General features: G+C 70.7%; 20 protein-coding genes, 2 tRNA genes and 1 pseudogene. 14 read left to right on the top strand and 9 right to left on the bottom strand.

The features are described 5' to 3' along the window. Positions 1–25: 25 nt before the first annotated feature. The 4 genes and pseudogenes from IE311_RS01480 to IE311_RS01465 all read left to right on the top strand — a co-directional run bounded on the left by IE311_RS01480 (position 26) and on the right by IE311_RS01465 (position 3,357). A complete protein-coding gene (locus tag IE311_RS01480; RefSeq protein ID WP_189829640.1) occupies positions 26–937 on the top strand; it encodes a PNPOx family protein in 912 nt (303 codons plus the stop codon). Positions 938–1,012: 75 nt separating this feature from the next. Further along, positions 1,013–1,606 (top strand): HPP family protein, encoded by a 594-nt coding sequence (locus IE311_RS01475; protein WP_373313721.1) that lies wholly within the window; start codon positions 1,013–1,015, stop codon positions 1,604–1,606. A 9-nt stretch (positions 1,607–1,615) separates the two neighbouring features. Beyond that, positions 1,616–2,115: pseudogene (locus IE311_RS01470) on the top strand (NUDIX hydrolase). A 99-nt stretch (positions 2,116–2,214) separates the two neighbouring features. After that, on the top strand, positions 2,215–3,357 hold the full coding sequence (locus tag IE311_RS01465; RefSeq protein ID WP_189829639.1) for a serine hydrolase domain-containing protein: 1,143 nt from the start codon (positions 2,215–2,217) through the stop codon (positions 3,355–3,357). A 4-nt stretch (positions 3,358–3,361) separates the two neighbouring features. Here the strand turns inward: IE311_RS01465 and IE311_RS01460 are convergent, their stop codons facing one another. Together IE311_RS01460 and pepN are read right to left on the bottom strand one after the other, a co-directional pair. After that, the gene (locus tag IE311_RS01460) at positions 3,362–4,366 is read right to left on the bottom strand and encodes a hypothetical protein (RefSeq protein ID WP_189829638.1); all 1,005 of its coding nucleotides are present in this window, start codon (positions 4,364–4,366) and stop codon (positions 3,362–3,364) included. Positions 4,367–4,548: 182 nt separating this feature from the next. After that, positions 4,549–7,110: an aminopeptidase N gene (gene pepN, locus IE311_RS01455; protein ID WP_189829637.1), complete on the bottom strand. Its 2,562-nt coding sequence runs from the start codon at positions 7,108–7,110 to the stop codon at positions 4,549–4,551. 162 nt (positions 7,111–7,272) lie between these two features. Here pepN and IE311_RS01450 point away from each other — a divergent pair, with 162 nt between their 5' ends. After that, positions 7,273–7,908, top strand: coding sequence for a mycothiol-dependent nitroreductase Rv2466c family protein (locus IE311_RS01450; RefSeq protein WP_189829636.1), 636 nt, complete (start codon positions 7,273–7,275; stop codon positions 7,906–7,908). 140 nt (positions 7,909–8,048) lie between these two features. On the opposite strand, the gene IE311_RS01445 is transcribed toward IE311_RS01450, so the two are convergent. From IE311_RS01445 to IE311_RS01435, 3 genes are all read right to left on the bottom strand, one after another. Continuing rightward, positions 8,049–8,693, bottom strand: coding sequence for a superoxide dismutase (locus tag IE311_RS01445; RefSeq protein WP_189829635.1), 645 nt, complete (start codon positions 8,691–8,693; stop codon positions 8,049–8,051). A gap of 225 nt (positions 8,694–8,918) precedes the next feature. After that, positions 8,919–10,337 carry an amino acid permease gene (locus tag IE311_RS01440; RefSeq protein ID WP_189829634.1) on the bottom strand — a complete coding sequence of 473 codons (1,419 nt, stop codon included), beginning with the start codon at positions 10,335–10,337 and terminating at the stop codon, positions 8,919–8,921. 116 nt (positions 10,338–10,453) lie between these two features. Further along, positions 10,454–11,827: an amino acid permease gene (locus IE311_RS01435; RefSeq protein ID WP_189829633.1), complete on the bottom strand. Its 1,374-nt coding sequence runs from the start codon at positions 11,825–11,827 to the stop codon at positions 10,454–10,456. A 254-nt stretch (positions 11,828–12,081) separates the two neighbouring features. Here IE311_RS01435 and IE311_RS01430 point away from each other — a divergent pair, with 254 nt between their 5' ends. Then, positions 12,082–12,675, top strand: a complete 594-nt coding sequence (locus tag IE311_RS01430; RefSeq protein WP_189829632.1) for a biotin transporter BioY — start codon at positions 12,082–12,084, stop codon at positions 12,673–12,675. 83 nt (positions 12,676–12,758) lie between these two features. Here the strand turns inward: IE311_RS01430 and IE311_RS01425 are convergent, their stop codons facing one another. Further along, positions 12,759–14,207: an amino acid permease gene (locus tag IE311_RS01425; RefSeq protein ID WP_189829631.1), complete on the bottom strand. Its 1,449-nt coding sequence runs from the start codon at positions 14,205–14,207 to the stop codon at positions 12,759–12,761. Positions 14,208–14,403: 196 nt separating this feature from the next. Between IE311_RS01425 and IE311_RS01420 the strand changes: the two genes are divergently transcribed. Continuing rightward, positions 14,404–14,898, top strand: a complete 495-nt coding sequence (locus tag IE311_RS01420) for a ribose-5-phosphate isomerase (RefSeq protein ID WP_189829630.1) — start codon at positions 14,404–14,406, stop codon at positions 14,896–14,898. Further along, a complete protein-coding gene (locus tag IE311_RS01415) occupies positions 14,898–15,707 on the top strand; it encodes an Fpg/Nei family DNA glycosylase (protein ID WP_189829629.1) in 810 nt (269 codons plus the stop codon). Before IE311_RS01420 ends, IE311_RS01415 begins: the two co-directional genes overlap by 1 nt. Positions 15,708–15,760: 53 nt before the next feature. Here IE311_RS01415 and IE311_RS01410 read toward each other — a convergent pair whose 3' ends face one another. Next, positions 15,761–16,990 carry a GNAT family N-acetyltransferase gene (locus IE311_RS01410; protein WP_189829628.1) on the bottom strand — a complete coding sequence of 410 codons (1,230 nt, stop codon included), beginning with the start codon at positions 16,988–16,990 and terminating at the stop codon, positions 15,761–15,763. A 106-nt stretch (positions 16,991–17,096) separates the two neighbouring features. Between IE311_RS01410 and IE311_RS01405 the strand changes: the two genes are divergently transcribed. Beyond that, positions 17,097–18,242, top strand: a complete 1,146-nt coding sequence (locus IE311_RS01405) for a PP2C family protein-serine/threonine phosphatase (RefSeq protein WP_189829627.1) — start codon at positions 17,097–17,099, stop codon at positions 18,240–18,242. A gap of 156 nt (positions 18,243–18,398) precedes the next feature. Next, positions 18,399–18,593 carry a hypothetical protein gene (locus IE311_RS01400; protein ID WP_015033610.1) on the top strand — a complete coding sequence of 65 codons (195 nt, stop codon included), beginning with the start codon at positions 18,399–18,401 and terminating at the stop codon, positions 18,591–18,593. Between the two features lie 101 nt (positions 18,594–18,694). Here the strand turns inward: IE311_RS01400 and IE311_RS01395 are convergent, their stop codons facing one another. After that, the gene (locus IE311_RS01395) at positions 18,695–19,369 is read right to left on the bottom strand and encodes an amphi-Trp domain-containing protein (protein WP_189829626.1); all 675 of its coding nucleotides are present in this window, start codon (positions 19,367–19,369) and stop codon (positions 18,695–18,697) included. A gap of 157 nt (positions 19,370–19,526) precedes the next feature. After that, positions 19,527–19,600 (bottom strand) — tRNA-Gly (locus IE311_RS01390). Between the two features lie 132 nt (positions 19,601–19,732). On the opposite strand from IE311_RS01390, the gene IE311_RS01385 reads away from it, so the two are divergent. The 4 genes from IE311_RS01385 (at position 19,733) to IE311_RS01370 (ending at position 22,950) form a co-directional block, all read left to right on the top strand. Beyond that, positions 19,733–19,809, top strand: a tRNA-Pro gene (locus tag IE311_RS01385). A 171-nt stretch (positions 19,810–19,980) separates the two neighbouring features. Then, on the top strand, positions 19,981–21,366 hold the full coding sequence (gene tig / locus IE311_RS01380; RefSeq protein ID WP_189829625.1) for a trigger factor: 1,386 nt from the start codon (positions 19,981–19,983) through the stop codon (positions 21,364–21,366). 241 nt (positions 21,367–21,607) lie between these two features. Beyond that, the gene (locus IE311_RS01375; RefSeq protein ID WP_189829624.1) at positions 21,608–22,225 is read left to right on the top strand and encodes an ATP-dependent Clp protease proteolytic subunit; all 618 of its coding nucleotides are present in this window, start codon (positions 21,608–21,610) and stop codon (positions 22,223–22,225) included. A gap of 62 nt (positions 22,226–22,287) precedes the next feature. Continuing rightward, entirely contained in the window at positions 22,288–22,950 is a 663-nt protein-coding gene (locus IE311_RS01370; RefSeq protein ID WP_189829623.1) for an ATP-dependent Clp protease proteolytic subunit, read from the top strand. Positions 22,951–23,061: the final 111 nt, after the last annotated feature.

Raw genomic sequence — 23,061 nt, 5'->3', positions numbered from 1 at the left:
ACGCCCGCACCCCCAGGAGGACCCCATGGGCGCCCAGAACACCGGCCACCTCGCGACGCCCGCCTACCACCAGGGCTCACGAGCCGTGCAGGCCCGCCTCGGCGTCCAGGACCTCGCCGAACACGTGGGCCGCTCCATCACGCCCGGCATCCGCCCCGTCGCCGCCGCCTTCCTGGAGGCGCAGCCGATGCTGATGATCGGCGCGGCGGACCGGGCGGGCCGCGTCTGGTCCACCCTCCTCACCGGCCCGCCCGGCTTCGCCCGCGCGACCGGCCCGGACACCGTCTCCGTCGCCGGCGGCATCCCCGCCCACGACCCGCTCGCCGACGCGATCACCCCCGGGGGAACCCCCGTCGGCACCCTCGCCCTCGACCCCCGCACCCGCCGCCGGATGCGCCTCAACGGCATCGCCCGCCCCAGCGCCCGCGGTTTCACGATCGAGGCCGAACAGGTCTTCTCCAACTGCCCCAAATACCTCCAGAAGCGGGAGTGGTACGGCTCCGATCCCGACCGCTCCGAGACCGGTGCCGTGCGGCACGGCGAGGTGCTGAGCCCCGACCAGGTGCGCCGCGTCCGTGCCGCCGACACCTTCTTCGTGGCCAGCGCCGCCCCCGACGGCGTGGACACCAGCCATCGCGGCGGCAACCCCGGGTTCGTCCGGGTGGACGCGCCACGCGAGCTGAGCTGGCGCGACTACCCCGGCAACGCGATGTTCCTGACCCTGGGGAACCTGGAGTCGGACGGGCGGGCCGGTCTGCTCTTCCTCGACTGGGAGACCGGGACGACCCTGCAGCTCAGCGGCCTCGCCCACACCGAGTACGGTCCCGAGGGGCGCGTCACCCGCTTCCGTGTCGAGCGCACGGCCGAGACCCCGGCCGGCAGTCCGCTGCGCTGGTCGGCCCCGGAGTACTCACCGGCCAACCCGACCGTGGCCTGACCCCCGCGGCACCGCGCACCGCGCACCACGCGCCTCCGACCGACCGCCGACACCCGCCGACACCCCGAGGACCCCGTGACCACCACCCCGGCCCCCGACACCACCCTGCCCGCCACCGCCCCCGCCGTGCCCCCCGCCGAAACCGTCCCCGCCACCGGAACCCCCGTGGTGCCCCCCGCCGGAGCCGCCCGTCGTCCCGGCCCGCCCCCGCGCCCCCGCCCCCGGGTCCTTCTCCTCTCCACCGCCGGCAGCGTCGCCGCGCTCCTGATCCTGGTCGCCGTCGGGACCGTGCTCCACCAGCCCCTGCTCATCCCGCCGCTCGCCGCGAGCATGGCCCTGGTCGCCGGCGCCCCCGACCTGCCGCTGTCCCAGCCGCGCTCGGTCGTCGGCGGCCAGCTGCTCTCCGCCCTCACCGGCTTCGCCGTCCTCGCCGCCGCGGGCCCCGGCCTCTGGTCCGCCGCCGTCGCGGGCGGCCTCGCCCTGGGGGTGATGATGCTGGCCCGTACCCCGCACTCGCCCGCCGCGGCCACCGCCGTGATCGTGGCCCTCCAGTCCCCGCCGCTCTGGTCGTTTCTCGGCCTTCTCGCCCTCGCCTGTGCCGTCCTCGTCGGCGTCGGCCTCGGGGCCGCCCGTGCGACGGGCCGGACATACCCCACGTACTGGTTCTAACCTCGGCTCATGAAGCAGGAGTTGAGGGTGGCGGCCTACGCCGTGTGCGTCCGGGACGGGCAGGTCCTCCTGGCCCGCTGGGTCGCGAGCGACGGAACCAGGCGGTGGACCCTGCCGGGCGGCGGCATGGACCACGGAGAGGAACCCGTGCGGACCGTGGTCCGTGAGGTGGAGGTGGGGGTCCCCCCAGGCCGCCGGGCCTAGGGGGAGAGACGGGCTGTCTCGCCGAACCCACCGCCCTCCTCGGGATCGACTCCATCCGCCGCTCCTGGCTGCGCCGCCTCGCGGCCCCCGGCGACTTCCAGGGCCTGCGGATCATCTACGAGGCGCGGGTCACCGGGGGTGAGCTGCGCAACGAGACCGGTGGTTCCACCGACCTCGCCGCCGGGCACCCGCTCGACGCCGTCGCCGGTCTGGAACGGGTGGAACTCGTCGACATCGGCCTCGACCTGTGGCGCGAGCGGCCCCCGGTCGGACGCTCCCGGCTCGCCGATCCGTCGAACGGCTGAAAAGCGCTCAACCGGCGCGACCCCGCTCAACCGCCGAGCGGGCCCCGCGGTCCTCCCCGTCGACCGCAGCACACGCAGCACCGTCACAGGGGAGCCCGCATGTCAGCCGTACGCACGACCCGCACCGTCCTCGCCGCCGCCCTGGTCGCGGGGCTCACCGCCACGGCGCTCGCCGGCCCCGCCCTCGCCGCCGCACCGGCGAAGCCGGACCACGAGGCCACCCGGCAGGCGCTCCTGGCCGCGGTCGACGCCGGTGTTCCCGGTGCCGTCGCCCAGGCCCGGGACGGGCGGGGCGGCTGGACCGGCACCGCGGGCGAGCGCGGGGGCGACGACCGCTTCCGGGTCGGCTCCATCACCAAGACCTTCGTGGCCACCGTCCTCCTCCAGCTCCAGGCCGAGGGCCGCCTCGACCTCGACGACCCGGTGGAGAAGTGGCTGCCCGGTGTCGTCCGCGGCAACGGCCACGACGGCCGCAGGATCACCGTCCGCCAACTGCTCAACCACACCAGCGGCGTCTACAGCGTCACCGCCGACCCCGGCTTCCAGGAGAAGATCTTCGGCCCCGGCTTCCTGGAGCACCGCTACGACCGCTGGACCCCGCGTCAGCTCGTCGACATCGCCATGACCCACGCGCCGGACTTCGCCCCCGGCACCGACTGGAACTACTCCAACACCAACTACGTGCTCGCCGGCATGGTGATCGAGAAGGTCACCGGCCGTCCCTACGGCAAGGCGGTCGAGAACCGCATCGTCAAGCCGCTCAAGCTCCGCGCCACGAGCGTCCCCGGCACCGATGTGCGGATGCCGAAGCCGAGCTCCCCCGCCTGGTCCACGCTCTCCGCCGACCCGGACGCCCAGGTCCACGACGTCAGCCGGCTGAGCCCCACCATCGCCTACGCGGCCGGCGAGATGATCTCCGACTCCAACGACCTCCAGACCTTCTACCGCGCCCTGCTCAAGGGCCGGCTGCTCCCGAAGGCCGAGATGAAGGAGATGACCACCACCGTCCCGATCTCCCCCGAAATCCCCGGCGCGGGGTACGGACTCGGGCTCATGAAGCAGAAGCTCAGCTGCGGCAAGGAGATCTGGGGTCACGGCGGCGGCATCCACGGTTCCTCCTCCGAGGCCCAGGCCACCCGCGACGGCGGGCACTCCCTCGCGATGAACTTCAACGCCGACTGGACGGGCGACGGCAACAGCGTCCTGGAGGCCGAGTTCTGCGGCGTCACGCCCAAGCGCTGACCCCTCACCGCGGCAGGACGACGACATACGTGGCGGGCTGCCGGTCGGGCGCGGCCATCAGGGCCGTACGCACCACGGCCGCCTGCTGGTCCATCGCCTCGCGCAGCTTGCGCGGGGTGAGGTGGACGACCGTGATGCCGAGCCGCTCCAGGTGCTCCCGCTTGCGGGTGTACTCGGACCAGAGCGCGTCGTCCTCCTGCCGCGGCGCCCGGGTGTCCAGCTCGACGGCGACAGCCTGGTCGGGCCAGTAGGCGTCCACCCCGCCCAGGTGCGGTCCGCCCGGCAGCCGCAGGTCCACGTTCCACAGCGGGTCCGGCAGGGCGAACTCCCGCACCATCTCGTACAGCCGCTCCTCGGAGAGCGAGCGCCCCTCGGCCAGCAGCGCGTCCACCGCGTCCACCACGTGCGGCCGGGTGAGCAGCCGGGCGCGGTTCAACTCACGCACCACCGCGCCCGGTTCGCAGTGCCCTCCGCGGACCGCCTCGGTGAGCAGCCGGCGCACGGTCTCCGCGTCCGTGAGCCCGGACACCGCGTCGGCGACGGCGCGGGCCACCGGGGCGACGGGGACTCCCGTCAGCTCGACCGGCTCGGGGGACTCGGGGGCGCGCACCACCCGCACCCAGCCGGTCGAGCGCAGCCGCCGGGTGCGCGGGACCAGGACGTCGATCCGGTCCAGGGCGGTGAGCGGGGGAGCGGAGGAGAAGCGGTGCAGGGTCAGCGCGGCGAGGCCGGTGATCATCGCGTCGGGGCCCTGCGGGGGGACGGCGCCGGTCCTGCGGGCGTAGAGCAGTGCGGCGTGCAGCCGGTCCTCGCTGGTGGGCGGACCCGGCCGGAGCAGGAACACACCGGGCAGGAGCTGCTGCCAGGCGCCCGGCCGGCAGTGCGCGGCGACCTCGCCGGCGGGAATGCCCCGGGCCCTCAACTGGTCGGCGGACGCGAGGCGTTCCGTGACGCCGGTGGGGGAGGCGAGGGGGAGGGGGCGGGGGGTGATGGGGGTGTTGTGGTTCATGCCGGGGGTCTTCCGCTCCCGAAGGCTCCCCTAACCCCTGTTACACGCTCGTCGACAATTGGGGACAAGCTCGCCCTAAAGTACGCGCGTTCGAGTGCCGATGAGGGGCGCGCCCGGGAGGCCCGGACAACGCGACGGGGGCCGCGGGCCGAAGCCCGCGACCCCCGTCGTCGGCCGGTGCCTCAGACGGCGAGGCGGTCGCAGGCCTGCGCCCGCAGCGCCCGCGCCAGGTCGTCGCGCGACTCCAGGACGAGCCGGCGCAGCGCCGGCGCGGCCGACTCGTGCGCCGACAGCCAGGCGTCCGTGGCGGCCAGCGTCGCCTCGTCGTCCTGGAGCCCCGGGAACAGGCCCCGGACGATGTCCATGCCGATCTGGATCGACCGCTCGGCCCACAGCCGCTCGATCACCGCGAAGTACTTCTCCGCGTAGGGGGCGATCAGTTCACGCTGCGAGGGCTGGACGAAGCCCGCGATGGTCGCCTCGACCAGCGCGTTCGACAGGGTGTCCGACTCGACGACCTGCGCCCAGGCCTGCGCCTTGACGGCGGCCGAGGGCCGCGAGGCCAGGCAGCGGACCTGGTGGCGCTTGCCGGTCGCGGTGTCGTCCCGGGCCAGCTCCTCGCCGATCCGGACCTCGTCCGCGCGGCCGTGCACGGCCAGCGGCGAGAGCAGCGACCAGCGCATCTCCTGGTCGACGTCGAGCCCGTCGATCTTCGCCGAGCCGTCGAGGAGCCCCTCGACGAGCTGGAGGTCGGCCTCGGAGGAGGCCGTCGCGGCGAAGAACCGCGCCCAGGTCAACTGGTGCTCGCTGCCCGGCTCGGCCACCCGCAGCTCGCGCAGGGCGCCCTCGGAGACCTGCCGCCCGCCCTCCTCGCGCCACTCGGGGGCCGCGTAGAGGGTGACCGCCGACTTGGCCCAGGCGTGGGTCATCTGGAGGACGCCGATGTCGGTCTCGCGGCCCGCGAAGGCGAGGACGACGGAGACGAAGTCCCGGGCGGGCATCAGTCCGTCGCGGGTCAGGTTCCACAGCGCCGACCAGCACAGGGCTCGGGCGAGGGGGTCGGTGATGTCGCCGAGGTGCGCGCGCAGGGTGGCGAGCGACCCCTCGTCGAAGCGGACCTTGCAGTAGGTGAGGTCGTCGTCGTTGACGAGGACGAGGTCGGGCTTCTCCTCGCCCGCCAGGTCGTCGACGACGGTCCGGGCCCCGGTGATGTCGGCCTCGGCCCGCGCGTACCGGACGAGCTCCCCGCCGGTGAGCCGGTAGAGGCCGACGGCGGCGCGGTGCGGACGCAGCTCGTCGCCCTCCTGGAGGACGGCGAGTTCGGTGATCCGGCCCTCCGCGTCGTAGGTGACGGCCGGCGTCATGGTGTTCACGCCGGAGGTCTGCAGCCAGGACTTCGCCCAGGACTTCATGTCGCGGCCGGAGGTCTCCTCCAGGATCGCGAGGAGGTCGGCGAGCCGCGTGTTCCCGTAGGCGTGACGCTTGAAGTAGCGGCGCGCGCCCTCCAGGAAGGCGTCCCGGCCCGCGTAGGCGACGAGCTGCTTGAGCACCGACGCGCCCTTGGCGTACGTGATGCCGTCGAAGTTCAGCTTGGCGGCCTCCAGGTCACGGATGTCGGCCGTGATCGGGTGCGTGGACGGCAGCTGGTCGGCGCGGTACGCCCAGGCCTTGCGGTTGTTGGCGAAGGTCACCCAGCTGTTGGTGAAGCGGGTCGCCTCGGCCAGCGAGAACGAGCCCATGAAGTCCGCGAAGGACTCCTTCAGCCAGAGGTCGTCCCACCACACCATGGTGACGAGGTCGCCGAACCACATGTGGGCCATCTCGTGCAGGATGACGTTGGCCCGGCGCTCGTACGCCGCCTGCGTCACCTTGCCCCGGTAGATGTACTCCTCGCGGAAGGTCACCATGCCCGGGTTCTCCATCGCGCCGAGGTTGTACTCGGGGACGAAGGCCTGGTCGTACTTCCCGAAGGGGTACGGGTAGTCGAAGTTGTCGTGGAAGAAGTCGAAGCCCTGTTTGGTGATCAGGAAGACGTCGTCCGCGTCGAAGTGCTTGGCGAGGCCCTTGCGGCACATCGCGCCGAGCGGGATCTCCAGCTCGGTCCCGTCGGCCAGCGTGCGCCGGTAGCTGTCCGTGACGTAGTGGTACGGGCCCGCCACGACACAGGTGATGTACGTGGAGATCGGCGCCGTCGCGGCGAACCGCCACACGCCCTCGGCGTCCTGCTCGCCCACACCGTTCGACCAGACCGTCCAGCCCTCGGGCGCGGTCACCGAGAAGAGGTGCGGGGCCTTCAGGTCGGGCTGCTCGAAGGTCGCGTACACGCGGCGGGCATCGGCCGGCTCGTACTGGGTGTAGAGGTAGACCTCGCCGTCCTCCGGGTCGACGAAGCGGTGCATGCCCTCGCCGGTCCGGCTGTAGGCGCACTGGGCGTCCACCACGAGGGTGTTCTCGTCGGCGAGGCCGTCGAGCGCGATCCGCGCGCCGTCGAAGACGACCGCCGGGTCGAGGGAGCGCCCGTTGAGGGTGACCGCGGTCACGGACGGGGCGATCAGGTCCACGAACGTGCCGGTGCCCTCGCCGGTGCGGCGGAAGCGGATCGTGGTCTGCGAGCGGAAGGTGCGCACCGCCTCGTCGGAGTCGCCGACCGCGGAACGCAGGTCGAGGACGACCTCGTAGCCGTCGACGGACAGCAGCGCTGCCCGCTCGTGGGCCTCGTCGCGGGACAGATTCTCACCGGGCACGGTCACTCCTTCGTGGCACGTTCGAAACAGCACCGATCCTCCCATGTGCAGCTGTCACCCGAGACACGGGAATGCCCTCGGGCGCGAGCGGGTTCCCTCCTTTCGGCGCACCACCGTCTTCTTTCCGCCTTTCTTTCCGCCACGGCCGTACCGAGGAGTGACATGTCCGAGAGCAGGACCATCGCCGACTTCTACTTCGATCCGCTGTGCCCCTGGGCCTGGATGACCTCCCGCTGGATGCTCGAGGTGGAGCAGGTCCGCCCGGTCGACGTGCGCTGGAAGGTCATGAGCCTGGCCGTGCTCAACGAGAACCGGCTGGACGAGGTCCCGGTCGAATACCGGGAGATGCTGGAGACCAAGGCCTGGGGCCCCGTCCGGGTCGTCGTCGCCGCCCAGCAGCTGCACGGCGACGAGGTCGTCGGCAAGCTCTACACGGCGCTCGGCACCCGCTTCCACAACAACGGCGAGGGCCCGACCCGCGAGGCGATCGTCGGAGCCCTGACCGATGTCGGTCTGCCGGAGGACCTGGTCGAGTACGCCGACAAGGACACCTACGACAGCGAGCTGCGCGCCTCCCACACGGAGGGCATAGAGAAGGTCGGGCAGGACGTCGGCACCCCGGTCATCGCGGTGCCGGGCCCGGACGGCGACGAGGTCGCCTTCTTCGGTCCCGTCGTCACCCCGACCCCGCGCGGCGAGGCGGCGGCCCGGCTGTGGGACGGCACCCTGCTCGTGGCGGCGACGCCGGGCTTCTACGAGATCAAGCGCACCCGCACCGCGGACCCCAGCTTCCACTAGCCGGCGCGGCCTCTCCGGAGGCATGGAAGAACCCCCGTGATTCACGTCATCACGGGGGTTCTTCTTTCATCCGCCCGCAGGTGAAGGTTGAGAAGACGATCACGAGCAGGACGACGGGGGGAGCCTCGGCGGGCTCCGGATCAGAAGGAGATCAGCGGTACGGAGGCCTTGGCGGCGTGGTAGCGCCTGCTCACGTCCTGCCAGTTGACGACCTGCCACATGGCCTCGATGAAGTCCACCTTCTGGTTCTTGTACTGCAGGTAGAAGGCGTGCTCCCAGGCGTCGAAGACCAGGACCGGCACCGAGCCCTGGCCGACGTTGCCCTGGTGGTCGTAGACCTGCTCGACGATGAGCCGGCCGCTGATCGGCTCGTACGCGAGGACACCCCAGCCGGAGCCCTGGGTGGTCGCGGAGGCCTTGGTCAGCTGGGCCTTGAACTTGGCGAAGGAGCCGAAGGACTCGGTGATCGCGTCCGCGAGGTCACCGACGCCGTCGGCGGCCAGCGGCTCGCCGCCGCCCCCGTCCTTCGGGCTGTTCATGTTGTTCCAGTAGATGGAGTGGAGGATGTGGCCGGAGAGGTGGAAGGCCAGGTTCTTCTCCAGGCCGTTGATCGCCCCCCACTGATCCTTGTCGCGCGCCTCCTCCAGCTGCTCCAGGGTGTCGTTCGCGCCCTTGACGTACGCGGCGTGGTGCTTGTCGTGGTGCAGCTCGATGATCTGCGGATTGATCACCGGTTCCAGCGCCGCGTAGTCGTACGGCAGCTCCGGAAGTGTGTAGATCGCCATTGCCGAGCCCTTCGCCTGACCTCTTATTGCAACCCTTATGCAAGTGCAGGCTAACAGTAGGTGCAGCAGATATTGATCAGCCCTTGGTCCTAAGTCGGTCCTACGCCTGTGGTCGTTCGTACTGCTTCCGAGCGCTCCGCCGAACGGGCCGACGATGTCCGGAGACGGCACCGCGCCCCGCCGAGCAGCAGCTCGACGGGGCGCGGTCGCGTAGGAAGGGGAGGCTCAGGCCTCCTCGGTCACCGGACCCCGCAGCTTCTGGCGGGTGAAGCCGACGGCGGCGAGCAGCAGCGTGAGGCCGCCCGTCCAGTACAGCTGCACCCGGGTGCCCTCCTCGCGGGCCATCAGGACGAAGATCGCCGCCATGCCGGCGAGCGCCACCCAGGTCAGCACCGGGAAGGCCCACATCCGCACGACCAGCTTCTCGGGCGCCTCGCGCTCGGTGCGGCGGCGCAGCACCAGCTGGGAGGCGGCGATGAAGAACCAGACGACCAGGATGATGGCGCCGATCGTGTTGAGCAGCCAGACGAAGATGTCCTCCGGACGCCAGTAGCTCAGCAGCACACAGGCGAAGCCGAAGACGGAGGAGACGAGCACCGCCGGGCGGGGGACCCCGCCGAAGGTGCGGCCGAGGGCCTTCGGGCCCTGACCGCGCGAGACGAGCGAGCCGGCCATGCGGGAGGCGCCGTAGATATTGGCGTTCATCGCCGACAGCAGGGCGACGAGCACGACCACGTTCATGATCTGGCCGGCGCCCGGGATGCCCAGGTGGTCCAGGGTCGCGACGTACGGGCCCTTCTCGACGACCGCCTTGTCGTCCCACGGGACCAGGGTGACGATGACCGCCATCGAACCGATGTAGAAGAGCGCGATCCGCCACATGGCCGTCCGCACGGCCTTGGCGACGCCCTGAACCGGGTGCTCGGACTCGGCCGCCGCGATGGTGACCGTCTCCAGACCGCCGTACGCGAACACCGAGGCGAGCAGACCCACGATCAGACCCTCGGAGCCGTGCGGGAAGAAACCGCCGTCACCGGTGAGGTTCGTGGCGCCGGGGGCGTCCGTGCCGGGCAGGACCCCGACGATCGCGAGGACGCCGATGCCGAGGAAGAGGACGATCGCGCCGACCTTGAGCGCGGCGAACCAGAACTCGAACTCGCCGAAGTTCTTCACGGCCGCCAGGTTGGTGGCGCAGAAGACCAGCATGAAGAGCGCGACCCAGGCCCACTCGGGGCTGCCCGGGAACCAGCCGGTCATGATCTTCGCGGCACCGATGCCCTCGAGGCCGACGGCGACGCAGAGCAGGAACCAGAAGGCCCAGCCGGACGTGAAGCCCGCCCAGGAGCCGAAGGCCCGCTCGGCGTGGACGGAGAAGGAGCCGGAGGCCGGGTTCGCCGCGGACATCTCGCCGAGCATGCGCATCACCAGCATCACGAGGATGCCGGAGATCGCGTAGGCGATCACGATGGAGGGCCCGGCCGCGGCGATACCGGCGCCGGAGCCGACGAAGAGCCCGGCTCCGATGACACCGCCGAGGGCGATCATCGAGAGGTGGCGCTGCTTGAGGCCGTGGGTGAGGCCCTCGGCAGATGCGGTCGCGCCGTCCTTGCGGTCGGCCGGCGCGGGCGCGGTGGTCCGAGACATGGGCGAGCCCTGTTCACTAGCTGAGACGGGGAGGGAGCCCACAGTCTGTGGGCCCGCACCGCTCACAGGGAACGGATGTCCGCTATACGGGCACGACCTTCACACAAGGTGAAGATCTAACCCCGCTTCGTACGCGGCTCCCGCAGCCACGCCACGAGCAGCACCGCCCCGGTCGCCGCCCCCGACCACAGCACCTGCGGCCGGGCCCCGTCGTCGAAGAGCATCAGGACCAGCACCGCGCCCATCGCGGCGAGCGCCACCCAGGTGAGCCACGGGAAGCCCCACATCCGCAGCGTCAGCGTCTCCGGCGCCTCCCGCTCGATCCGGCGCCGCAGCCGCAGCTGCGAGACCGCGATCAGGGCCCAGACGAAGAGCAGTACCGCGCCGACGGCGTTGAGCATGTAGAGGAAGACGGAATCCGGCCACTTCAGATTGAGGAGGACGGAGAGGAACCCGAAGGCCACCGACGCGAGCACCGCCCGGCGCGGCACCCCTCCGCCCGAGACCCGGAGCAACCCCTTCGGCGCCTCCCCGCGCTCCGCGAGCGAGAACACCATCCGCGAGGAGCCGTACAGGTTGGCGTTGAGCGCCGAGAGCAGCGCCACGAACACCACCACGTTCATGATCTGGCCCGCCCCCGGCACCCCGATCGAGTCCAGGACCGCCACGTACGGCGACTCGCCCGGCTTCATCGAGGTCCACGGCAGCAGCGTCACGATGACCAGCATCGAGCCCACGTAGAAGAGGAGGATCCGCCAGACCGCGCTGCGCACCGCGCGCGCCACGTTCCGCGCCGGGTCGTCGGACTCGGCCGCCGCGATGGTGACGACCTCCAGGCCGCCGAAGGCGAAGACCACCGCGAGCACCCCGGAGACCACTCCCGCCCAGCCGTTCGGCAGGAAGCCGCCCTGGCCGGTCAGGTTCGCGAGTCCCACGGGGTCGGTGTCGGGCAGCAGGCCCACGATCGCGAGCACGCCGAGCACCAGGAAGAGGACGATCGCGCCGACCTTGAGCGCGGCGAACCAGAACTCGAACTCGCCGAAGTTCTTCACCGCGGCGAGGTTGGCCACGGTGAACACGATCATGAAGATCAGCACCCAGCCCCACTGCGGGACACCGGGCACCCAGCCGTGCGCGATCCGCGCCGCCCCCGTCGCCTCCACGGCCAGCACGACGACGAGCAGGAACCAGTACAGCCACCCCACCGAGAAGCCGGCCCACCGGCCGAGCGCCCGCTCGGCATGGACGGAGAACGCCCCGGACGCAGGCATCGCCGCCGACATCTCGCCCAGCATCCGCATGACCAGCATCGCGAGCGTGCCCGCGATCAGATACGAGACCACGATGCCGGGTCCTGCGACGGCGATGCCCGCCCCCGAGCCGACGAAGAGCCCGGCGCCGATCACGCCGCCGAGCCCCAGCATCGTCAGATGACGTTGCTTCAGGCCGTGGGAGAGGGGCTCCGGTTCGGAGGCGAGGGAGTCGTGCATGTGGGGGCTCGTGCTCTCTGACGGTTTATGGAGACCCCACAGTCTCTCCAGTGAACGACCCCTGGCGCAAAAGGGACCTCCAGGCGTGAGTTCCTAGTGACAAGCGTCACGTGGCGCGAGGTGTGATCAGCGGGGTTTGTTTGATCTCCACGAAGCACTCGGCCGCTGCTTTGTCGGCGGCTGACGGTGATCGGGCGTTCACTCCTGGCATAGCGTCAACCTGTCCCACCCACCCTCACCCCCGCGGAGTACCGATGAGCACCGCCGCCGCCCCCGTCCGTTCCCTCCGTGCGGGCACCGTCCTCGCCGACCTGCTCCCCGCGAGCCGTACCCGCGACATCGCCCTGGTCGTCGGCGGCGCCGCCCTCACCGGTCTCGCCGCGCAGCTCTCGGTCCCGGTCCCCGGCTCCCCGGTCCCGGTCTCCGGCCAGACCTTCGCCGCGCTCCTCGTCGGCACCGCGCTCGGCGCCCGCCGCGGCTTCCTCGCCCTGGCCCTGTACGCGGTGGCGGGCATGGCGGGCGTGCCGTGGTTCGCGCAGGCCACCTCCGGCTACGGCATGCCGTCCTTCGGCTACATCCTCGGCATGCTCCTCGCCTCGACCGTCGTCGGCGCCCTCGCCCGCCGCGGCGCCGACCGCTCGGTGCTCCGCACGGCCGGTGCGATGGTCCTCGGCTCCGCGATCATCTACGCGGTCGGCGTGCCCTACCTGGCCCTCGCCACCGGCATGAGCCTCGGCCAGGCCGTCGCCGCCGGCCTCACCCCGTTCCTCATCGGTGACGCGCTCAAGGCGGCGCTCGCCATGGGCGCCCTGCCGGCCGCGTGGAAGCTGGTCGGCCGCAAGGGCTGAGTCCCCCGCGCACGAGAAGAGGGCCCGCCGTTCCCCGAGGAACGGCGGGCCCTCTCGTGTGTGAGGCCTCTGGCGTCAGAGCGTCAGACGAGCTCGGAGTCCTGCTTCGGGGACTTGACGAGCCGCTCCTTGACCAGCGCGATCGCGATCACCAGCGCGGCCACCAGCAGGGAGAGCACGACCTGCTCACGGGCGCTGCCGCCGTCGTAGATCATGTAGCCGAGGACGAAGACGATCATGGCGATCGTCGCCCAGGTCAGGTACGGGAAGAGCCACATCCGCACGACCAGCTTCTCCGGCGTCTCGCGCAGGATGATGCCGCGCATCCGCAGCTGGGTCACACAGATGACCAGCCAGACGAAGAGCGCCACCGCGCCGGAGGAGTTGAGCAGGAAGGCGAAGACGGTGTCCGGCCACTTGTAGTTGAAGAAGACCGCGACGAAGCCGAAGACGACCGAGCCGAGGATCGCGGCCGTCGGCACGCCCCGCTTGTTGACCTTGGCGAAGGCCTTGGGCGCGTCGCCGCGGCGGCCGAGCGAGAAGGCCATGCGGGAGGCCGTGTAGAGGCCCGAGTTCAGGCAGGAGAGCACGGCCGTCAGGACGATCACGTTCATGATCTGACCGGCGTGCGCGATGCCGATGGAGTCGAGGGCGGCGACGTACGAGCCCTTCTCGACGATCGACTTGTCGTTCCACGGGAGCAGGGTCAGGACGACGAAGATCGAGCCCAGGTAGAAGACGCCGATGCGCCAGATCACGCTGTTGGTGGCCTTGGTGACGGCCTTCTGCGGGTCCTCGGACTCACCGGCGGCGAGGGTGACGATCTCGCTGCCCATGAAGGAGAAGACGACCATCAGCACACCGGTGAGGATCGCTCCCGCACCCATCGGGAAGAAGCCCCCGCTGTCGGTGAGGTGCGCGAATCCGGCGCCCGGGTTGTCCGAGCCGGGCAGCACGCCGAAGACGGCGAGCATGCCGATGACGACGAAGGCGCCGATCGCGACGACCTTGATGCCGGCGAACCAGAACTCGAACTCGCCGTAGGAGGCGACGGAGCCGAGGTTGGTGGCGGTGAGCACCACCATCACGATGAGCGCCCAGCCCCACTGCGGGACGGCCGGGATCCAGCTCTCCAGGATCTTGGCGCCCGCGGTCGCCTCGACGGCGAGGACGACGACCCAGAAGAACCAGTACAGCCAGCCGATGCTGAAGCCGGCCCAGCGGCCGAGGGCCCGGTCCGCGTAGGCGGAGAACGATCCGGAGGACGGCCGGGCGGCGGCCATCTCGCCGAGCATCCGCATCACGAAGACGACCATGGCGCCGACGAGGAAGTAGGACAGCAGGATCGCGGGGCCGGCCGCGGCGATGCCGGAGCCGGAGCCGACGAAGAGGCCGGCACCGATGACGCCGCCGATGGCGATCATCGAGAGGTGACGGTTCTTGAGACCGGCCTTGAGACCGTCGGAGGAGTGCGGTGTCCCGGGGGTACCGGTCTCCTCGCCGTCCTTCGTCAGGGTCGGTTGCGTGTTCATGAACGCTTCCTTGCGTGTGGGGGCTGCTCGGGTCGCGAGCCCGAGCATTCAACCCTGTGAACGGGGGTGATCGGAAGACCTCATTCCGGATAGTTGTGAGGACCACTCCGCGAGAGGCGAAGGTCCGTACCAGACCGGGTGAAGGTCCCGACCCCGATGCCGCCTACCCGGCCCCCGACATGCCACACTCGCCTTCATGCGCGTCTACATCGGTTCCGACCATGCCGGCTTTGAACTCAAGAACCACCTCGTCGAGTGGCTCACGGCACACGGCCACGAGCCCGTCGACTGCGGTCCCCACATCTACGACGCCCTGGACGACTACCCGCCGTTCTGCCTGCGCGCCGCCGAGAAGACGGCCGCGGACCCGGACGCCCTGGGCATCGTCATCGGCGGTTCGGGCAACGGCGAGCAGATCGCCGCGAACAAGGTGAAGGGGGTGCGCGCCGCCCTCGCCTGGAGCGAGCAGACCGCCGCCCTCGGCCGCGAGCACAACAACGCCAACGTCATCTCCGTCGGCGGCCGGATGCACACCCGGGAAGAGGCGACCAAGTTCGTCGAGATCTTCCTCAGCACCCCGTACTCCGGTGACGAGCGTCACACCCGCCGGATCGACATGCTCACCGCGTACGAGAACACCGGCGAGCTCCCCCCGATCCCGGCCCACCACCCGCAGGAGCCGACCGCCTGATGCCCGAAGGGCACACGATCGACCGACTGGCCGCCGACCACCGGGAACGGTTCGGCGGCCGGTCCGCGCGTGTCACCAGCCCACAGGGCAAGTTCACCGACTCGGCCGCGCTCCTCGACGGCACGGTGCTCGACACCACCGAGGCCCACGGCAAGCACCTCTTCCTCGGCTTCGCCGGAATCGGCTGGGTCCACATCCACCTGGGTCTCTTCGGCAAGGTGAACTTCGGCGACGCGCCCGCCCCGCCGCCCACTGACACGGTCCGGCTGCGGCTCGCCAACCCGGAGTCGTACGTCGACCTGCGCGGCCCCACCACCTGCGCCCTGATCACCGACGCCGAGAAGCGGGCGATACACGACCGCCTGGGCCCGGACCCGCTCCGCGCCGGCGACGACCCCGACAAGGCCTGGCGCCGGATCTCGAAGTCCCGCACCACGATCGCCGCCCTGCTCATGGACCAGAAGGTCATCGCCGGCGTCGGCAACGTCTACCGCGCCGAGGTCCTCTTCCGGCACGGCATCGACCCGTACCGCGCCGGCAAGGACCTCACCCGCCGCGAATGGGACGCGATCTGGACCGACCTCGTCGGACTCATGCGGGAGGGCGTCCGCCTCAACCGCATCGACACCGTCCGCCCCGAACACACCCCCGAGGCGATGGGCCGCCCGCCGCGCGTCGACGACCACGGCGGCGAGGTGTACGTCTACCGCAGGACCCACCAGCCCTGCCTGCTCTGCGGCGAAGAGATCCGCACCGCCGACCTCGCCGCCCGCAACCTCTTCTGGTGCCCCGGCTGCCAGACCCGCTAGGGGCGTTCCTTCCGGCCTGCCCGACCGGCGGGATCCGGAAGAGACGACAGGGCCTAGAACCCGTGCGGCAGCCACGGGGCCACGGGGGACCCGAAGGCGACCGACGCCTCGACCAGCGCGCCTTCCCGCCGCTCCCGAACCCGCCCGGCCGCCGCCAGCGACATCAGCGGAACTCCGCCCAGATACGCCGCGCCCAGCTCCCGCACGGACAGTTCGAGGTCCGCCGGATCCGCGGTCCGTACACAGGTCGCTCCCTTGGCGTCACCCGTCAGCCGCCAACGCCCCTCGTTCCAGGGACAGAAGGCGTCCTCGACCTCGAACACCACGTCCAGCGGCGCCTGGTACGTCCGCGCCTCCAGGGCCGCGCCCACCTCCACCAGCCGCAGGTGCAGCACGTCCCGCAGCGTCGGGGAGCAGCGCCGCACATCGCTCACCAGGTGCTGCCAGGCGTCGTCCACCGGACAACTGTGGATCAGCACCTCCCTGGTCAGATCCACGGAACAGAGGAACCGCCACAGCGCCGCCTCCGCCACCGCGTCGAGCCCCATCAGCCGATGAACCGCGACCGACCCGTCGGCACCCGCGGACGACCACTTCGGCTTGATCGCGTACTGCGCGAACCCCACGACCTCCCCGGCCCGCTCCGCGAGCACGCAGAGCTTCGGCGAGGCGCCCTCCCGGTCGCCCGGCGGATCGAGCAGCGGCTCGCGCTCCCAGTGCGGCAACCGGGCGATCATGCCCGGCCGCGACGGCACCAGCTTCGCGTACACCTCCTCGCACACCGGCGACGACTCCTCCAGACCGGCCAGCCGCAGCGACACCTCGTCCGTGCCCTCCGGCACCGAGAGCCGCACCCGGGTCGTGTCGATCGCCGCCCGCGCCGCGAACGAGGCGAGGCCGTAACCGAACCGCCCGTAGATCTCCGGCTCCGAGGCCGTCAGCACCGCGAGCGACTCGCCCGCCGCCCGGAGGTCGTCGAGCTGGCGCCGCATCATCGAGGTCAGGATTCCGCGCCGGCGGTGCGTCCCCGCCACGCTCACCATCGTCACCCCGCCCGCCGGCACCGACGCCCCGCCCGGCACCGTGAGCCGGAACGAGAACGCACCCGCCGTCCCCACACAGAGATCGCCGTCCCACGCACCCATGAAACGGTCGAACTCGGTCAGGTCGCGCCACAGCGCCCGCTCCTCCGGGGCCTCCGCCACACCCCCGAACGCCAGCTCCAGGACCTCGTACCAGCGATCCCACTCGGTCGGGTCGAGAACCCGCAGTTCAGTAGTCATATGCCATCGATATCAGCGGCGCACGCCCGGGGCGACCCGATTTCACGCACATTGTCACCGGGGTACCCCTGCGCGATGTCGGACGGGATGGATAGGGTCCAGGCCAATGGGACACCGCGCCGGAGTGAACACGTACGCGGCCCGGACGCGCCGACGCGCACGCCGGGCCCGCAGCGCGCTGCGCAAGTCCGGCGTCGACTACTTCCGCGGGGACGGCTCCGACTGGCTCGCCTTCGCCGGACTCCTCCTGATGATTCCGGCCATCGCCTGCGGAACCCTCCTCGACCCGGTCTGGTGCGCCCCCGCCGCACTGGTCCTGCCGATCGTCGCGGGCGGACTGCTGCTCCGCCCCGCCAGCCTGCTCGGTCTGTACGCCGCCGCCGCGGGCGCCCTCATCGTCGAGTCCGTCGTCCTCGGCCCCTACACCCAGGGCCCCGCCCGGGTCACCCCCGGCACCGTCCTGGTCGTCGCCGCCTGCGGTCTCTTCGGGTTGCTCATCGCCCAGTTCCGGGCCCGGGTCGGGGTGCCCTGGCGGCGCGGCGGCACCATGCTCTTCGACCTGCGCGAACGCATCCGCGTCCAGAGCGCCCTGCCCCGGCTCCCGCAGGGCTGGCACCGCGAGATGGCGCTGCGCCCGGCCGGCGGCCAGTCCTTCTCCGGCGACTTCGTCGTCGCCGCCCGTACCCACGGCGGCCGCACCCTGGAGGTCGTCCTCACCGACGTGTCCGGCAAGGGCATGGACGCGGCCTCCCGCTCCCTGCTGCTGTCCGGCGCCTTCGGCGGACTCCTCGGCTCACTCCCGCCGGACGGCTTCCTCCCCGCGGCCAACGGCTATCTGCTGCGCCAGAACTGGGACGAGGGCTTCGCCACCTCCATCCACCTGGTCCTCGACCTGGAGTCGGGGGACTACGAGCTCTTCTCCGCCGGGCACCTCCCCGCCCTCCAGCTCCACGCGGGCAGCGGCCGCTGGGAGGAGAAGGCCGCCGAGGGCCCCCTGCTCGGTGTCTACGACGGCGCCGAGTTCCACCCGGTGAAGGGCTCGCTCCACCCCGGCGACGTCCTCATGCTCTTCACCGACGGCCTGGTCGAGGCCGCCGACCGGGACATCGCCGAGGGCATCGACCGCCTCACCGGCGAGGCCGACCGCTGTGTCGCCGACGGCTTCGAGGGCGTCGCCTGGCATCTGATCGAGGCCGTCGCCAAGGACGTCAACGACGACCGCGCCCTGCTCCTCATCTCCCGGCCGGTCTGACCGGGGCCGCCCGCCCGAGGTGATCTTCTCCACGACGATTCGCCACCAGGCAGCGGGGGCAGGGGGGTTGGTGGCACGATGGAGACAGCGGGGGGTGTTCCGGGATCACGGGCTCCCTGGTGGGCAAGGCGGGACCGACCGAGGGTGTGATCAGTTGTGGCCATTTCACTGTCTGTGGTGTTGCTGTTGGCAATCATCCTGGTGGTGCTGATCCGCGGGGGGAACCTCAAGGGCGGCCCGGCCGTCGTCGCCGTGCTCTTCGGCTTCTTCCTCGCCTCCACCGGCATGGCCGACGACATCCAGCGCTTCCTGGACTCGATAACGCAGACGGTCGCCTCGATCAAGTTCTGAGCCGACCGTCGTCTTCGGGGCCGACCGCCGCGCTCCGGGCCGACCGCCGGTCGACGGGCCCCTCCCGGGCGAGGGGCCGGTGGGCGGGCCCTCGGACGGGCTCAGGAGGCCTTCATGGCCCCCTTCGTCCTTGCGGCCGGCTTCGCCGTCCCCTTGGCGGGCGCGGCCTTCGCCGACTTCGCCGACGCGGGCGGCTCGTCCGCCTTGGGCTTCGCCGACCCGGCCGCCACCGGCTTGGCGGGCTTGTCGGCCGCCTTGGCCTTCACCAAGCTGGGCTTGTCGGCCTTCGGCTTCGCCACCACGGACTTGTCCGCCTTCGCCTTCGCGGCCTTCGTCTTCACGGCCTCAGCCTTGACCGCCTTCGGCTTGGCGGCCTTCGCCTCCACGGCCTTCGGCTTCGCCGCCTTGCCCGCCGAGGCCTTCGCCCCGGCCTTCGCCGTCCCAGCCTTCGCCCCCGCCTTGTCCTTGGAGGCCCTCGAAGCCTTGGAAGGCTTGGAAACCTTCGAGGACTTCGCCGCCGACCGCCCGGCGGCCGGGCTCTTCTCGGGCCGGCCCATCGACCAGGTCAGCTCGATCTCCAGCTCGATCTCCCCGTCCTCGACCTCCAGCTCCACCTCGCAGCGGAGCTCGTCGGGGATCCGCAGGCTCAGCGTTCCCGCCCCCAGTGCCAGATCGGCCTCCCCGCCCTTCCGCAGGGCGGTGGCGAGCATCAAGAGCTGATCGGCCGCCTCGACGCGGGACAGCGAACGCTCCTGCTCGAACTTCAGGTCCTTCATGGACTGCCTCCGATGCGACGCTGCGGCGGGAGGGGCGACAGCGAGAGGGGACTGATCTCAGCCCAGTCTGCGTGCGCCCGCCCGACCCGGCATCTCGGACCGGGAAACGCCTCGGGGCCGGTCGGAAGAGGACTTCTTCCGACCGGCCCCGAGGGCATGGAGCGGGTGACGGGAATCGAACCCGCGTAGCTAGTTTGGAAGACTAGTGCTCTACCATTGAGCTACACCCGCACAGCGTCGCGCCGCAGGTCACACGGACCGCGGCACGAAGAGCATGGTAGCGGTTCCGGGGCCGTTCGTGCACACCCGGAAAAGTGGGGGCGCCGTACAGTCCCCGTCCATGTACCCTACGTGTCGCACCGACGGGGTGTGGCGCAGCTTGGTAGCGCGTCCGCTTTGGGAGCGGAAGGCCGTGGGTTCAAATCCCGCCACCCCGACCATGACGATCACGCGCCCACCTTGCGCGCTCTTGATCACGTTGTGGGCGTCATCCCGCTTGCGGTTACTATGCAAGCTGCGTGCCCGTGTGTCTTTCTGACCGGGCCGACCCGCCGGAACCGCCACACGCGGCGCCGGTGGATTCCAGGAATCAGCCACAAGGAGACCGAACCGTGAAGAGCGCCGTGGAGACCCTGAACCCGACTCGGGTTCGGCTCACTGTCGAGGTGCCCTTCGAGGAGCTCAAGGACAGCCTCGACGCGGCGTACAAGAAGATCAACCAGCAGGTCACGGTCAAGGGCTTCCGTAAGGGCAAGATCCCTGCTCGCGTGATCGACCAGCGGTTCGGCCGCGGCGCCGTGCTGGAAGAGGCCGTCAACGACGCGCTCCCGAAGTTCTACACCGAGGCCGTGAACGAGGCCGAGGTCAACCCGCTCGGCCAGCCCGAGGTCGACATCACCGAGCTGAAGGACGGCGAGCTGCTGGCCTTCACCGCCGAGGTCGACATCCGCCCGACGCTCGAGATCCCGGACTACTCCGGCATCGAGGTCACCGTCGACGCGGTCGAGGTCACCGACGAGGACGTCGAGAAGTCCGTGGAGCAGCTCCGCGAGCGCTTCGCCTCGACCTCCACCGTCGAGCGCGCCGCCGAGGAGGGTGACGTCGTCACCATCGACCTCGAGGCCAAGGTCGACGGCGAGATCCTCCCCGACGGTGTCGCCGACGGTGTCTCGTACACCATCGGTTCCGGCGAGCTGCTCGACGGCATCGACGAGGCCGTCAAGGGCCTGGAGGCCGGTGGCGAGGCCACCTTCACCTCGCAGCTGAAGGGCGGCTCCGCCGAGGGCAAGGACGCGGAGGTCACCGTCAAGGTCACCACCGTCGCCGCCCGTGAGCTCCCCGAGCTGAACGACGAGTTCGCGCAGATGGCCTCGGAGTTCGACACCCTCGACGAGCTCAAGGCCGACAGCCGCAAGCGCCTCGAGAACATGAAGCAGTTCGACCAGGCCACCCAGGCCCAGGAGCGCGTCCTCGACGAGCTCCTCAAGCTGGTCGAGGTCCCGATGCCCGAGAAGCTTCTCGAGGACGAGATCAACACCCGCAAGCACAACCTGGAGCACCACCAGCTCGGCCAGATGGGCCTCGACCTCGTGAAGTACCTGGAGATCCAGGGCAAGACCGAGGAAGAGTTCCTGGCCGAGACCAAGGAGCAGGCCGAGAAGGGCATCAAGACGCAGTTCATCCTCGATGAGCTCGTCAACAAGGAGAAGCTCGACGTCTCCCGCGAGGAGCTCACCGAGCACCTGTTCCGCCGTGCCGCCTCCTCCGGCATGAGCCCGGACCAGTTCGCCCAGGCCGTCGCGCAGCAGGGCCAGGTCCCGATGCTCGTCGGCGAGGTCGCCCGCGGCAAGGCCCTCGCGGTCGTCGTCGAGGCCGCCAAGGTCGTCGACAGCAACGGCGAGGTCGTGGACCTCTCGGACGACGAGGACGAGGTCGAGACCGCCGCCGAGGCCGTCGAGGCCGTCACCGGCGAGGCCGAGGTCTCCGAGGACAAGTAAGGGGCCCCCGCGCCCCGCGCGGACCCTGTTCCACGGGCCCGTACGCACTTCTGTGCGTACGGGCCCGTGGACGTACGAGGACCCTTTACGCACCCCCAACTACCTTGCGCTCCCAGCGAACAGTTCGGGAACCGGGATGGCGTTGTCCTACCTGCGCGTTAGGGTCCATGAATACGAGGGCAGTGCCCTCCGAACGAGACGCTGAGACGGCCCTGGCCGTCGGAGACGAGCAGGTGGATACGTGACGAATCTGAAGCCTTACGCCGCGGGTGAGCCGTCCATCGGTGGCGGCCTCGGCGACCATGTCTACAACCGGCTGCTCGGTGAGCGCATCATCTTCCTCGGCCAGCAGGTCGACGACGAGATCGCCAACAAGATCACCGCTCAGATGCTCCTCCTGGCCGCCGACCCGGAGAAGGACATCTTCCTCTACATCAACAGCCCCGGTGGCTCCGTGACGGCCGGCATGGCCGTCTACGACACCATGCAGTACATCCCGAACGACGTCGTCACCATCGGTATGGGCATGGCGGCCTCGATGGGCCAGTTCCTGCTCACCGGCGGTGCCCACGGCAAGCGCTTCGCGCTGCCGAACACCGACATCCTGATGCACCAGGGCTCCGCCGGCATCGGCGGCACGGCCTCCGACATCAAGATCCAGGCCGAGTACCTGCTCCGCACGAAGCAGCGCATGGCCGAGATCACCGCGCACCACTCCGGCCAGACCGTCGAGGCGATCATCCGTGACGGCGACCGCGACCGCTGGTTCACCGCGGACGAGGCCAAGGAGTACGGCCTCATCGACGACATCATCACGCACGCCGCGGGTGTTCCCGGCGGCGGCGGCACGGGCGCCTGAGCCCCGGCATTCCGCTCAAGAGCCCCAGCCCACCGAACGCCACCAGGACGGTGAACCCCCAGATGCAGAACAACCTCTCCGCGAGCGGCCTCTACACCGGCGCGCCGATGGACAACCGCTACGTCGTTCCGCGCTTCGTCGAGCGCACCTCGCAGGGCGTCCGCGAGTACGACCCGTACGCGAAGCTCTTCGAAGAGCGCGTCATCTTCCTCGGCGTGCAGATCGACGACGCCTCCGCCAACGACGTCATGGCGCAGCTGCTGTGCCTGGAGTCGATGGACCCGGACCGCGACATCTCGATCTACATCAACAGCCCGGGCGGCTCCTTCACCGCCCTCACGGCCATCTACGACACGATGCAGTTCGTGAAGCCCGACATCCAGACGGTCTGCATGGGCCAGGCGGCCTCCGCCGCGGCCGTGCTGCTCGCCGCCGGCACCCCCGGCAAGCGGATGGCCCTGCCGAACGCCCGCGTGCTGATCCACCAGCCCTCCGGTGGCACCGGCCGTGAGCAGCTCTCCGACCTGGAGATCGCGGCCCGCGAGATCCTGCGGATGCGCACCCAGCTGGAGGACATGCTGGCCAAGCACTCCTCGACGCCGATCGAGAAGATCCGCGACGACATCGAGCGTGACAAGATTCTGACGGCGGAGGACGCCCTGGCGTACGGCCTCGTCGACCAGATCGTCTCCACCCGTAAGAGCACGGCCTCCGCCGAGCGCTGACGCCCGACCTTTCCCGTGGCACGGTGAGCATTCCGGGGATCATGGCGCATTCCCGTCCATGCGAACCGTGCCAAGGGGGGCCCGAACGGGGGGCCCGGCAAGGTACCGTCG

This window comes from Streptomyces zaomyceticus, from assembly GCF_014656215.1.
Taxonomy (GTDB): Bacteria; Actinomycetota; Actinomycetes; order Streptomycetales; family Streptomycetaceae; genus Streptomyces; species Streptomyces zaomyceticus.
This window is presented reverse-complemented; position numbering and strand designations above follow the sequence as displayed.

Excerpts from the sequence above, each read along its gene's own strand:
- IE311_RS01480 (WP_189829640.1), top strand. The coding sequence starts at position 26 with ATGGGCGCCCAGAACACCGGCCACCTCGCGACGCCCGCCTACCACCAG.
- IE311_RS01465 (WP_189829639.1), top strand. The coding sequence starts at position 2,215 with ATGTCAGCCGTACGCACGACCCGCACCGTCCTCGCCGCCGCCCTGGTC.
- IE311_RS01460 (WP_189829638.1), bottom strand. The coding sequence starts at position 4,366 with ATGAACCACAACACCCCCATCACCCCCCGCCCCCTCCCCCTCGCCTCC.
- IE311_RS01450 (WP_189829636.1), top strand. The coding sequence starts at position 7,273 with ATGTCCGAGAGCAGGACCATCGCCGACTTCTACTTCGATCCGCTGTGC.
- IE311_RS01445 (WP_189829635.1), bottom strand. The coding sequence starts at position 8,693 with ATGGCGATCTACACACTTCCGGAGCTGCCGTACGACTACGCGGCGCTG.
- IE311_RS01440 (WP_189829634.1), bottom strand. The coding sequence starts at position 10,337 with ATGTCTCGGACCACCGCGCCCGCGCCGGCCGACCGCAAGGACGGCGCG.
- IE311_RS01435 (WP_189829633.1), bottom strand. The coding sequence starts at position 11,827 with ATGCACGACTCCCTCGCCTCCGAACCGGAGCCCCTCTCCCACGGCCTG.
- IE311_RS01430 (WP_189829632.1), top strand. The coding sequence starts at position 12,082 with ATGAGCACCGCCGCCGCCCCCGTCCGTTCCCTCCGTGCGGGCACCGTC.
- IE311_RS01425 (WP_189829631.1), bottom strand. The coding sequence starts at position 14,207 with ATGAACACGCAACCGACCCTGACGAAGGACGGCGAGGAGACCGGTACC.
- IE311_RS01420 (WP_189829630.1), top strand. The coding sequence starts at position 14,404 with ATGCGCGTCTACATCGGTTCCGACCATGCCGGCTTTGAACTCAAGAAC.
- IE311_RS01415 (WP_189829629.1), top strand. The coding sequence starts at position 14,898 with ATGCCCGAAGGGCACACGATCGACCGACTGGCCGCCGACCACCGGGAA.
- IE311_RS01410 (WP_189829628.1), bottom strand. The coding sequence starts at position 16,990 with ATGACTACTGAACTGCGGGTTCTCGACCCGACCGAGTGGGATCGCTGG.
- IE311_RS01405 (WP_189829627.1), top strand. The coding sequence starts at position 17,097 with ATGGGACACCGCGCCGGAGTGAACACGTACGCGGCCCGGACGCGCCGA.
- IE311_RS01395 (WP_189829626.1), bottom strand. The coding sequence starts at position 19,369 with ATGAAGGACCTGAAGTTCGAGCAGGAGCGTTCGCTGTCCCGCGTCGAG.
- IE311_RS01370 (WP_189829623.1), top strand. The coding sequence starts at position 22,288 with ATGCAGAACAACCTCTCCGCGAGCGGCCTCTACACCGGCGCGCCGATG.